The organism is Microlunatus ginsengisoli (assembly GCF_039537205.1).
Classification (GTDB): Bacteria; Actinomycetota; Actinomycetes; order Propionibacteriales; family Propionibacteriaceae; genus Microlunatus; species Microlunatus ginsengisoli.
Genome location: NZ_BAABAB010000029.1, coordinates 78,117 through 89,577 on the forward strand (window position 1 = coordinate 78,117; position 11,461 = coordinate 89,577).

The 11,461-nt window shown below is 66.5% G+C and carries 10 protein-coding genes; 9 read left to right on the forward strand and 1 reads right to left on the reverse strand.

The features are described 5' to 3' along the window. Positions 1-541: 541 nt before the first annotated feature. Genes ABD747_RS19375 through ABD747_RS19405 form a run of 7 tightly spaced genes read left to right on the forward strand, consistent with a single transcriptional unit; the run spans position 542 to position 8,050 of the window. Positions 542-1,654 (forward strand): Gfo/Idh/MocA family protein, encoded by a 1,113-nt coding sequence (locus ABD747_RS19375; protein ID WP_344807661.1) that lies wholly within the window; start codon positions 542-544, stop codon positions 1,652-1,654. Then, on the forward strand, positions 1,651-2,685 hold the full coding sequence (locus ABD747_RS19380) for an NAD-dependent epimerase/dehydratase family protein (RefSeq protein ID WP_344807663.1): 1,035 nt from the start codon (positions 1,651-1,653) through the stop codon (positions 2,683-2,685). The genes ABD747_RS19375 and ABD747_RS19380 overlap by 4 nt, the downstream gene beginning before the upstream one ends. Further along, complete coding sequence (locus tag ABD747_RS19385; RefSeq protein WP_344807665.1) at positions 2,682-3,860, forward strand: DegT/DnrJ/EryC1/StrS family aminotransferase; 1,179 nt, start codon at positions 2,682-2,684, stop codon at positions 3,858-3,860. The genes ABD747_RS19380 and ABD747_RS19385 overlap by 4 nt, the downstream gene beginning before the upstream one ends. Then, the gene (locus ABD747_RS19390; protein WP_344807667.1) at positions 3,860-4,549 is read left to right on the forward strand and encodes an acetyltransferase; all 690 of its coding nucleotides are present in this window, start codon (positions 3,860-3,862) and stop codon (positions 4,547-4,549) included. The genes ABD747_RS19385 and ABD747_RS19390 overlap by 1 nt, the downstream gene beginning before the upstream one ends. Next, positions 4,546-5,709, forward strand: a complete 1,164-nt coding sequence (locus ABD747_RS19395; protein ID WP_344807669.1) for a DegT/DnrJ/EryC1/StrS family aminotransferase — start codon at positions 4,546-4,548, stop codon at positions 5,707-5,709. Before ABD747_RS19390 ends, ABD747_RS19395 begins: the two co-directional genes overlap by 4 nt. After that, the gene (locus ABD747_RS19400) at positions 5,706-6,830 is read left to right on the forward strand and encodes a glycosyltransferase family 2 protein (protein ID WP_344807671.1); all 1,125 of its coding nucleotides are present in this window, start codon (positions 5,706-5,708) and stop codon (positions 6,828-6,830) included. Before ABD747_RS19395 ends, ABD747_RS19400 begins: the two co-directional genes overlap by 4 nt. A gap of 50 nt (positions 6,831-6,880) precedes the next feature. Then, on the forward strand, positions 6,881-8,050 hold the full coding sequence (locus ABD747_RS19405; RefSeq protein WP_344807673.1) for a rhamnosyltransferase WsaF family glycosyltransferase: 1,170 nt from the start codon (positions 6,881-6,883) through the stop codon (positions 8,048-8,050). A gap of 68 nt (positions 8,051-8,118) precedes the next feature. On the opposite strand, the gene ABD747_RS19410 is transcribed toward ABD747_RS19405, so the two are convergent. Continuing rightward, the gene (locus tag ABD747_RS19410) at positions 8,119-8,922 is read right to left on the reverse strand and encodes a hypothetical protein (protein WP_344807675.1); all 804 of its coding nucleotides are present in this window, start codon (positions 8,920-8,922) and stop codon (positions 8,119-8,121) included. A 37-nt stretch (positions 8,923-8,959) separates the two neighbouring features. Here ABD747_RS19410 and ABD747_RS19415 point away from each other — a divergent pair, with 37 nt between their 5' ends. Then, positions 8,960-9,844, forward strand: a complete 885-nt coding sequence (locus ABD747_RS19415; protein ID WP_344807677.1) for a hypothetical protein — start codon at positions 8,960-8,962, stop codon at positions 9,842-9,844. 73 nt (positions 9,845-9,917) lie between these two features. Beyond that, positions 9,918-11,201 (forward strand): O-antigen ligase family protein, encoded by a 1,284-nt coding sequence (locus ABD747_RS19420; RefSeq protein WP_344807679.1) that lies wholly within the window; start codon positions 9,918-9,920, stop codon positions 11,199-11,201. Positions 11,202-11,461 lie beyond the last annotated feature (260 nt).

The following is an 11,461-nucleotide window of genomic DNA, read 5'->3' on the forward strand; positions in this document are numbered from 1 at the left end:
TGCCGCCGCGGGAATTATTACGAGTTGATAACTCCAGCACGGCCTCGATCGCCCGGCGATAGCGTGACTGGCGTCTCGTCGGGGGCCCGGACAACGTTCGGGGGAGCAGGACGGGCGTGAGTCCCCTTTGGGAGGGGGAGGCTCAGCACCCGGCGGGCAGCAGACGCGCGACCGCGCGCCTGTGAGGGGGAGTTCGAGGATGACTGAGCACGGGGGCTCGACCTTGCCTGCCCGGATGATCGACGTCACCGTCGATTTCCGTGGCTCGTCGGGATGGTCGCGGGTCGACGCACGCGGATCCGACCCGACGGCGTTGCCGGTCCGACGCGACGGTGGTCGCGACGGCGGCTGCTCGATGTCCACGCGCGCTCCCGCGAGCCGCGACGCGGGACCCGCGCTGAGCGGACGACCCCCCGCAACCCGGCTGACCTGACCAGACAGCGCCACGAATCCCCTTACCACCGGCGAATCCAACGCCCGCGCGGCCAGGCCCGCATGCAGCGTACGGAATCCCCCCGACCGAACAGGAACAGCAGCTCAGATGAGATCGATCGCCGTTATCGGTGCCGGATATTGGGGCCCCAACCTGGTGCGCAACTTCCGCGCCAACCCGGAGTGGGACCTCGTCGCCGTCTGCGACCTCGACGAGGCACGCGCCCGCAAGGTCGTCGGTGACCGGTCGACGGTCGACATCGAGACCGACGTACGCCGGCTGCTGGCCCGCACCGACGTCGACGCCGTCGCCATCGCGACGCCCGCCCGGACCCACGCGCCGCTGGCACTGGCCGCCTTCGAGGCGGGCAAGCACGTCCTGGTGGAGAAGCCGCTCGCCGACAACGCCGAGACGGCAGCGCTCATGGTCTCGGCTGCCGAGGCCGCCGGCCGGGTGCTGATGATCGACCACACCTACTGCTACACGCCGGCGGTCGGCTACATCCGCGAGGTCGTGGAGTCGGGGCAGCTGGGCGACATCTTGTACGTCGACTCGACCCGGATCAATCTCGGCCTGGTGCAGCCCGATGTCGACGTCTTCTGGGACCTCGCGCCGCACGACCTCTCGATCCTCGACTTCATCCTGCCGGGCGGCCTGGAGCCGCGCAGCGTCAGCGCGAGCGGGGCGGATCCGCTCGGAGCGGGGAAGGCGTGCGTGGGCTACCTGACCATGCCGCTCAGCTCCGGCGGCATCGCGCATGTCAACGTCAACTGGCTCTCGCCGACGAAGATCCGCCAGATGGTGATCGGCGGCAGCCGCCGGACCCTGGTCTGGGACGACCTCAACCCGCAGCAGCGGATCTCCATCCACGACCGAGGCGTCGACCTGGCCACCCAGGCGAAGGACGCGACGCGTCGGGCCGCGGTGACGGTGTCCTACCGGATGGGCGACATCGTCGTCCCGGCACTGCCCGAGAAGGAAGCCCTCGGTTCGATGGCGTCGGAATTCGCCGCCGCGATCGAGGAGGGTCGCGCGCCCCGGACCGACGGCCGGGCCGGACTGCGCGTGCTGTCCGTGCTGGAGGCCGTGACGACCAGCCTGGCGACCGGCGGCCCGGTGACGTGCCCCGAGCCCGGCATGAGCCCTGAGCCCCGCACGAGCCCCGAGCCCGCCATGAGCCCTGAGCCTGTCGAAGGGCACGAGAAGGAACTGGTGGCATGAGCGGCTTCGACTCCCTCACCGGCGCTCGCGTTCTGGTCACCGGCGGCGCGGGCACGATCGGCTCGACCATCGTCGAGCAGCTGCTGGCCACCGACGTCGCCGAGGTGCGCGTACTCGACAACTTCGTCCGCGGCCGGCGCGCCAACCTGCGCTCGGTGCTGGCCGACGGGCGGCTGTCGGTCGTCGACGGCGACATCCGTGATCGGGACCTGGTCAACGACCTGACCGCCGGCTGCGACCTCGTCTTCCACGAGGCCGCGATCCGGATCACCCAGTGTGCGGAGGAGCCGCGGCTGGCGCTGGAGGTCCTGGTCGACGGGACGTTCAACGTGATCGAGGCGGCCGCCGCGCACAAGATCGGCAAGCTGGTCGCCGCCTCCTCGGCGTCGGTCTACGGGCTGGCCGAGGAGTTCCCCACCCGGGAGAACCATCACCCGTACGACAACGACACCTTCTACGGCGCAGCGAAGTCGTTCAACGAGGGGATGCTGCGCAGCTTCCGGGCGATGTCCGGGCTGGACTACGTCGCGCTGCGCTACTTCAACGTCTACGGGCCGCGGATGGACATCTACGGCCTCTATACCGAGGTGCTGATCCGCTGGATGGAGCGGATCACCGCCGGGTTGCCGCCGCTGATCTTCGGTGACGGCGCGCAGACGATGGACTTCGTCTACACCACCGACATCGCCCGGGCGAACCTGCTGGCCGCGGTCGCGCCGGTGAACGAAGGCGTCTACAACATCGCCAGCGGGGTCGAGACGTCGTTGAAGGGCCTGGCCGAGGCGCTGCTGGCCGCGATGGACTCCGACCTCGGCGTCGAGCACGGCCCTGAGCGCGCGGTCAACGGCGTCAAGCGCCGGCTGGCCAGCACCTCGGCGGCCGCCGAGGACCTCGGCTTCACGGCCACGATCGACCTGGAGTCCGGGCTGCGGGAGCTGGTCGGCTGGTGGCAGGCCGAGCGGGCCCGCGACGCCGCCGACGAGGACTCGCAGGCACCGGTCGGGGCCCCTGTCTCGGTAGGTGGCGCATGAGCCGGATCAACGTGATGCTGCCCTATCTCGGGCAGGAGGAGATCGACGCCGTCGCCGACGCGATCAGTTCGGGCTGGGTCGCCCAAGGGCCACGCGTCGCCGCCTTCGAGAACGCGTTCGCCGAGGCCATGCAGGCGTCGCACGCGGTGGCCACCTCGTCCTGCACGACCGCTTTGCACCTCGCTCTGATCGTCGCCGGCGTGCAACCCGGCGACGAGGTCGTGGTTCCGTCGTTCTCCTTCATCGCGACCACCAACGCGCCGGTGTACGTCGGTGCGACCCCGGTCTTCGCCGACGTGGACGCGATCACCGGCAACCTGACCGCCTCCACGGTTTCCGCTGTACTCACAGCGAAGACCCGTGCGGTGATCGTCGTCGACCAGGGCGGCGTACCCGTCGATCTCGATGCCATCCGGGCGGTCTGCGACCCGCGCGGCATCGTGGTGATCGAGGACGCGGCGTGCGGCTCCGGTTCGACCTACAAGGGCCGGCCGGTCGGCGCCGGCGCCGAGATCGCGGCCTGGTCGTTCCACCCGCGCAAGATCATCACCACCGGCGAGGGTGGCATGATCACCACGTCTCGCCAGGACTGGGCGGATCGCGCCCGCCGGCTCCGGGAGCACGCGATGAGCGTCTCCGCGGCCGACCGGCACGGTTCCGTTCTCGCTCCCGCCGAGTCCTACCTCGAAGTGGGCTACAACTTCCGGATGACCGACCTGCAGGCGGCGGTCGGTCTGGTCCAGCTCGGTCGTCTTCCCGAGATCGTCCGTCGGCGGCGCGAACTCGCCGCCGCGTACGCCAAGCAGATCGAAGACATCCCAGGGTTGCGTACGGTGGTTGACCCGGCCTGGGGGACCAGCAACTTCCAGTCGTACTGGATTGAGGTGTCCCCCACCTTTCCCCGCTCCAGGGACGAGGTTCTGGCCCACATGGCTGAGGTCGAGATATCGGGGAGGCGCGGCATCATGGCCGCGCATCGTCAGCCACCGTACGCTTCATTCGCCGCCGCCGATCAGCTGCCGAACACCGAGCGGCTGACCGACAACACGCTCATCCTGCCGCTGTTCCACCAGATGGGCGAATCCGAGCAGGCCCGCGTGATCGACGCGCTCCGCAAATGTGCCCTGAGCCCGTCGAAGGGCACGCGCCCTGAGCCCGTCGAAGGCATTGAGTGATGAGCACTCCGCTGATCCTGATCGCCGCCAGTGGCCTGGCCCGCGAGGTGTTGGCCTGCCTCGAGGGCCAGTACTACTACGAGGTCGCCGGCATCGTCGACGACAGCCCGGCCCTGCACGGAACGTCGGTCGGCCGGGTGCCCGTGCTCGGTCCCTTGTCGTCGGTGCTTGATCATCCGACCGCGGACCTGTTAGTCTGCGCCGGGAAGGGCACGGTGCGGTCGGCCATCGTGGATCGCCTTGCCCAGCTCGGCATCGGCGAGGACCGGTTCGCGACCGTGGTCGACCCGTCGGTCCGCGTCCGCTCGTCCTGCTCGATCGGCGCCGGCAGCATCGTGCTCGCCGGCACCGTCCTGACCGCCGACGTCACCGTCGGCCGGCACGTCGTGATCATGCCCAACGTGACGCTCACCCACGACGACCGCATCGACGACTTCGCCACCCTGTGTGCCGGTGTCACCCTCGGTGGCACGGTGCACATCCGAGTGGGCGCCTACCTCGGGATGAACTCCTGCGTTCGGGAGAACGCGACCGTCGGCTCGGGCGCAACCCTGGGCATGGGCGCCGCGCTCACCCGCGACCTGCCGGATCACGAGACCTGGATCGGACTCCCCGCGCGACGGATGCAGCCGCTCCGGCACTCGGCGGAGTATCCACTCACCTACAACGCAGAAGGGTTGCCCGCATGAGCATCCCCCTTGTTGATCTTGCCGCGCAGCACGCCGAGGTGGCCGAGGAGATCGAGGCCGGCCTCGCCGACGTGTTCGCGACCACGGCCTTCATCGGTGGCAAGGCGGTCGGCGAGTTCGAACTCGCCTACGCCGACTTCACCCAGGTGTCGCACTGCATCGGCGTCGCGAACGGCACCGACGCCCTCGAGCTCGCCCTCCGCGGGGTCGGCGTCCAGGCCGGCGGCGAGGTCATCCTGCCGGCGAACACCTTCATCGCGACCGCCGAGGCGGTCTCCCGGATCGGCGCGATCCCGGTACTGGTCGACGTCGACCCGGACTACCTGCTGATCGATCCCAACCTCGTCGCAGCCGCGATCACCAAGCGGACCCAGGCAATCGTTCCGGTGCACCTGTTCGGCCAGGTCGCCCCGGTCGAGAAGATCATCGAGATCGCCGCCCCGCTGGGCATCCCGGTGGTCGAGGACGCCGCCCAGTCCCAAGGCGCGACCCGCTTCGGCCGCTTCGCCGGCGGCCTCGGTGATGCAGCCGGCACCAGCTTCTACCCCGGCAAAAACCTCGGCGCCGCCGGCGACGCCGGAGCCGTCACCACGAACCGTGCGGACGTCGCCGAGCGGGTCCGGCTGATCGGCGCCCACGGGTCGGCGAAGAAGTACGTCCACGACGTGGTCGGCTTCAACTCCCGCCTCGACACCGTCCAGGCCGTCGTGCTGAAGGCCAAGCTCGCTCGCCTCGCCGGCTGGAACGAGCTGCGCCGAGCGGCCGCAGCCCGCTACACCGAGCTGCTCGCCGACGTCCCGGGCGTCCGCACGCCGAATTCGATGCCGGGCAACAACGACGTCTGGCACCTCTACGTCGTTCGGGTGCCGAACCGCGATGCCGTCCTGCACTCCCTGCACGAGGCCGGCATCGGCGCCGGCATCCACTACCCGTACCCGCTGCACTTGACCCGTGCGTATGCGGGCCTCGGCTACCAGTTCGGTGATTTCCCCGTCTCCGAGCGAGCTGCCAACGAGATCCTCTCCCTCCCGCTCTTCCCGCACATCACCCAAGCCCAGCAGCGGCAGGTCGTCGAGGCCCTGAGAACTCTGCGACCTCGTGCGGTGAAAGGCACTCTTGTCGAGGTTGCCCTCGGCCCACTGTCACAGGTGAGCATATGACGATCAGCGAAACGTCATCAGCCTTGAGCCTCTCCCGAAGAGTACGCCGTCGGGTCGTCGATCCGATGCCGTTTCGCCCCGATGCGACCGTGTCGGTCGTGATCCCGTGCTTCAATTACGCCCACTACCTTCCCGTGGCCGTGGCATCGGTGTTGAGCCAGGAGATGGTGCATGTCGAAGTCATCATCGTCGACGACGCCTCCAGCGACGACTCCGTCGCTGTAGCACGGCGGCTAGCGCGCGACTCGCGTGTCCGCGTCATCACCCAGCCTTGGAATCAGGGCCCAGTGGATACCTTCAACCGTGGTATGGCGGCTGCGAGCGGCGAGTTCCTCGTGCGGCTGGACGCCGACGACGCACTCACCTCCGGTTCACTGGCGCGGGCTGTCAGTGCGGCTGATGCGTTCCCAAGCGCTGGACTCGTCTACGGACGCCCAAAGCACTTCTCCGGCGATGTACCGCTCCGCATGCGAACGCGGGTCGCCGCGTGGAGAGCATGGCCCGGGCGGGATTGGCTGGCTGCGCGTTGCGCCGATGGATTCAATGTCATTACCTCACCGGAGGTAGTGATGCGGCGATCGGTCGCCATGCGTGCAGGTGGGCAGCGCGATCTCGCCCACGCCCACGATATGGAGATGTGGTTCCGCCTCGCTGCCTTCGCCGACGTCGTGTACGTCGAAGGACCCGATCAAGCGTTCCATCGTGATCACCCAGGTAGCCTCTCGACACGCCTCGCTACTCCGCTGGCGGAGGTGAAGGAGAAGCGAGCCGCATTCGATTTGCTGTTCGCTGGTGAAGCTGGCGATATCCCTGGAGCCGCGAGAATGCAGGCGTCAGCACAGGCAGCGCTCGCTCGTCAGGCCCTTCGCAGCGCGGCTCACGACTACGACCGGGGCCGCGCGACCTCAGCCGGGACAGACGCCTACCTCGACTTCGCTGCCGAGACCTACCCGGCGATCCAGCACAGTGCCCAGTGGCGCAGGCTGTCGCGACGTATCGCTCTGGGCCAGAAACGCACACGCCGTCGGCCCCAATATACTTTGATCGCCGCCGCCCGTAGAGCCCGAGACGTCCTGCGGCAATATCGATGGCTCCGCCACGGAACTTACAGCGGGGACTGAGGATGCCACCTGTCCGCCAGACGGCGGCGTTGATGCGGAAGAGCTGGAACGTGATCAGGGCCGAAGGACCAACCAGCCTCGGCCGTCGACTGGTTCGCGCTACCTACGCGCGGTCCGGTGCAATGGGAACCGACTTCCCGCTACTGGAGTCAGACATTGCCGACTCGGTGACCCTCAGTCGCGTGACGCCAATTCGCAGCTCGCGCGACAAGCCTCTGCTGATCGGATGGGTAACGACACCACCAGCTCTCGGCTCCGGCGGGCACACCACCATGTTCCGCATGATCAACGCGCTGGAAAGCGCCGGCCACAGCTGCGTTCTGTTCCTGTACGACCGCTACTTCGGCGACATGGAGGAGCACGAAGCGATCATTCGCCGCGGCTGGCCGACGATAAGAGCCCGTGTACGCGACGCGCGCAAAGGCATCGATGAAGTGGATGCGTGTGTAGCGACCTCATGGCAAACGGCGCACGTAATGGCTAAGCGGTCGTCCGATCGTCTGCCGCGGTTCTACTTCATCCAAGACTTCGAGCCGTTCTTCTACGCTCGCGGACCCGAGTACGCACTGGCGGAAGACACATACCGGTTCGGGTTTCACTGCATCGCACTCGGCCACATGGTTGCAGAACAACTCGGATCGATCGGCGTTTCGTGCGACACGGTGGAGTTTGGCTGTGACACCACCGTCTACTCCGAGATCGGGTCATCGATGGAGAAGCGCGCGGGAGTCGTCTTCTACACTCGCCCCGGCGTCGAGCGACGCGGCTACCACCTTGGTGTGCTGGCACTGCGCGAATTCCACCGCTGCCACCCTGATCAAGAGATCCACGTGTACGGGTCTCCGCCAGGTGACTTGGGTTTTCCTGCGACTCGTCACGCAAGGCTGACGCCTCCCCAACTCAACCATCTTTACAACCGAACCATCGCCGGACTGGCTCTATCCTTCACAAACATCTCACTTGTGGCCGAGGAGATGCTGGCAGCCGGCACCATCCCTGTGATCAATGATTCTGCCGATGCGCGATCCGACCTGCCGAATCCCAACGCTGTTTGGGCTCGACCGACGCCTCAGGGCATTGCTGAGGCGCTTGGCGCAGTCGTATCCGATCCCTCGCTTGAGGGACGTGCCCGCGTTGCGGCAAGCTCGGTTCGACCAGACAACTGGAAGCGCACCGGTGACGACGTCGTCCGCATCATCGAACACGGCACCTTCGAGTAGTTCATACAACGACACCCAGCGACGTGGTTGGGCGAGTCCTAACGCTGGTCCAACACGAGTCGAACCGGTCAGGCGATGACCGGCTCGCCGCGCACGCGCCGGCGCCGCTCGCATGAGGTCGCGCTCCACGAAGCAGCAGCTGCCGAGACTATCGATCCCAGCAGGAGCAACGCAGCCTGCTCGCGCCGGTGGCTCCCCGTTATGTAGGCGAAGCCTGGCTTCTCCGGTGCGGTCACCGTGACGATTCGGTTCACCGCACTCACGCCCGACTCGTCCTGGCGCTTCTGCGCTGTTGTCGCGATCAGCGCGACGATCTGCTCTAGTCGAGCCTCAGCGCGCTCCTGACTCACATCAACCACCTGCACGCTGAGGCGTGGCTGATTGAAGCTGCCCTGCCACTGTCCGCCCGTGCTCGGAACGGAGATTTCGTAACCGCTCCGCACCCCGCGGCCGTACAGGGTGGTCGAAGATGATGCCGTCCGCTGATAGATGCTGTGACCATTGAGCTCCCGCTCGACCGCGGCAACGAAGTACACCAGACTCTCCGATTGTTGCCTCAAAGGGTTCGTCGGGCTCGTAGACTTCGGGGGAAGGAAGATCACGTCGACCTGGGTCCAGTAGACACCGCGCGACATGGGCACGAGAACGACCGCCAGCAAGGTGACTACGAGACCCAGAGCCAGGACCAGCCACGGACGATGCTTACGTACAAGAACGCTCCACACTCGATCGACCCCATTCTGCTTCGAGGTGCGGGTGGCGAGAGATCCTCGTCCGGGCCCGGAAACTTCATCCTCAATCTTACGGTGGCGGACGGGGCGCCAACCTGGCATCGAAGAATTGGCCCGCCGATGGTTGCGCTCGATGAACACCCAGGATATGTCTACGGGCGACGCAGGGGGGCCGCGGATGAAGCTCGCTGATCTCCTGTCGGCTCTGCGTCGAAGGTGGCCGATCGTCGCCGCCGGTCTGCTGTTGACCGTTGGGCTAGGTCTGCTCACCTCCCAGTTCATCCGGCCGACCTACACGGCGACCACCAGCATGTTGCTGCTACCTCCCAAGAGCACGGTCGGCGCGCGCGGAAACCTTTACCTCAACTTGTTGGGTCTCAATCCTGCCATGGACGTCCTGCGCGCGCGCATCCTGGCGGATGACCGGACCCGATCGCTCGTCGATTCCCATCCGAACGCATCAATCACGCTCGGACCGGACACCACGACGGCGGGCCCGATACTGCTGATCGGCGTTTCCGCAGAGTCCGAGGAGGAGTCCATCTCGATCCGCGATCAGTTGGTGGCCGAAGTCCCACCCAGCTTATCGGGGATGCAGAAGGAGCTCAGCATCCCAGGACAGTCGCAGATCACCGTCACCACGCTCGCCGTCGATCCCAAACCCGAGGTCAGCCACAAGGATCAGCTTCGAGCCGTCATCGCTGTGGTCGGGTCGGGAGCCGCGGCCACACTCGTGCTTACCGGCCTGCTCGACGGAGCGCTTCAGCGTCGCGCGGAGGGCCGTCGCGCGGCGGGATCGAGCACACCGCGCCGAGCAGGGCGTCGTCTTGATCCGGACGCCAGTTCTCCGCCCGACGAACAGTGGCGGGTGTCGGACGGACGCCAAGAGCCTGCGCAGCCGACCTCGGCGCCGGTGCGCGTCGTCGCACATCGTGAGAGTCCTAATCGTGTGGTGAAGACATCCGGCACGAGGGTCGCCGGTACCAGAGCATCCGATGTCGAGGTCGCCGCCCCCGCCGCGACCGCACGCGCCAGACGACATGTCAACGGCTCTCCTTCCTAGACGAGCACAACGCCTCGACGTTGGCCTGTCCGGAAGCGAGCCCGAACCTGCAGACGCCGTAACTGCGCTAACCGTGTTCTTGATCCTTCAGTTCGCCGTGCCCTCGGCCCTGCGGTTGCAGGCCATGCCCGCCGTCGGCTATCCCGCGGCGCTGTGGGCCCTGCTCTGCTTTCTTTGGTGGTCGTGGGCACGGTTCCGCGTGGGCTACGTCAGCGGAGACCCCGGCAATCCGGTGAAGTTGGCGGTTTTCGCTTGGCTACTAGCCGTCTTGGCCTCCTATGTTTGGGCGATGCGGCGGCCCCTGCCTCCTTTGGAGGCCAGCCAGGCCGATATCGGGATTCTGCGCGTTCTCGTAATTCTGGGGGTCATTCTGGTCGCGGCTGACGGGGTCACGAGCTGGCATCGACTCCAGATACTCGCGCGTCGACTGGTTATCGCCGGTGGATTGCTGGCCGCCCTGGGGCTTGCACAATTCGTCACCGGACGTTCGTTGACCGACTGGATCACGCTTCCGGGATTCATCAGGTCGGACGTCTACTCCACGCTCGGTAGCCGAGGTGGATTCACCCGCCCTACCGGTACGGCTCTCCACCCGCTTGAGTTCGCCGGGGCGTTGACCGTCGTCTTCCCGGTGGCCTTGACCTTGGCCTTGTACGATCGCCAGAGGTCCTCGCTCCATCGCTGGCTTCCAGCTTCAGCCATCTGTGTCGTTCTTGTCCTGTCTGGTTCGCGGTCGGGCTACCTCGGACTCGCGGTCGGGACGGTGATTCTGGCCTTCACCTGGACGAATGCGGTCAGGAGCCGCATGCTGGCAGCCGGAGTGCTCCTGGCAGGTTCAGTCTTCGTGCTTGTTCCAGGCATGATGGGCACCATTCGGGGGATGTTTCTCGGCCTGGATACGGATCCAAGCGTCGCGTCTCGAACTGGAAGTTTCGCGATTGCGCAGGAATTCTTCGAGAGCAGCCCGCTGATCGGTCGTGGTTTCGGAACCTTCCTCACAAGCTATCGGATCCTGGATAATCAAATGCTCCTCATGTTGGTCGAGCTAGGCATCGTTGGCGTCGCCACGTTCCTCGCAATCGCCCTATCTGCGTTCATTGGGCCACTCCTGGCGAGGCGGACCGCGTGGACCGAACTCGATCGGCAACTAGGTGTGGCCCTCGCTGCAAGCACCCTCGCGGGGTCGACACTCATGTTTTACTTCGATGCCCTGAGCTTCCCGATCGCCTTCGGCACCTGGTGCCTAGTCATCGGCATCGCCGCAGCCTACTGGCGACTGGCTGCAAACCCGAACGCCCTTCGTCAACCCAGACCTTCTGCTGAGTCCAGCGTCCGCAGCGGAGTCGAGTCTACATGAATCGCAGACGCAGTTGGCTCGCCATCCTGGTGCTGCTCGTTGTCGTCGTCCTAGGGAGCGGCGTCCTTCTGGCGGTCAACGACACAGAGCGTTTCGACTCGTGTGGCGCACCCGGACAGCATCCGCGTGATCGATGCCCACCAAGCGGCTCGACCGCATACTCTCAGCAGAGCTTGACCCAGACAACCACCCTGAGACGTGTTGCGTGGGAGGGTGGGCCTGGGTACTGGAAGCAGTTTAAGAAGGCCGATCGGGCCGGG

Excerpts from the sequence above, each read along its gene's own strand:
- ABD747_RS19380 (WP_344807663.1), top strand. The coding sequence starts at position 1,651 with ATGAGCGGCTTCGACTCCCTCACCGGCGCTCGCGTTCTGGTCACCGGC.
- ABD747_RS19400 (WP_344807671.1), top strand. The coding sequence starts at position 5,706 with ATGACGATCAGCGAAACGTCATCAGCCTTGAGCCTCTCCCGAAGAGTA.
- ABD747_RS19385 (WP_344807665.1), top strand. The coding sequence starts at position 2,682 with ATGAGCCGGATCAACGTGATGCTGCCCTATCTCGGGCAGGAGGAGATC.
- ABD747_RS19375 (WP_344807661.1), top strand. The coding sequence starts at position 542 with ATGAGATCGATCGCCGTTATCGGTGCCGGATATTGGGGCCCCAACCTG.
- ABD747_RS19415 (WP_344807677.1), top strand. The coding sequence starts at position 8,960 with ATGAAGCTCGCTGATCTCCTGTCGGCTCTGCGTCGAAGGTGGCCGATC.
- ABD747_RS19395 (WP_344807669.1), top strand. The coding sequence starts at position 4,546 with ATGAGCATCCCCCTTGTTGATCTTGCCGCGCAGCACGCCGAGGTGGCC.
- ABD747_RS19390 (WP_344807667.1), top strand. The coding sequence starts at position 3,860 with ATGAGCACTCCGCTGATCCTGATCGCCGCCAGTGGCCTGGCCCGCGAG.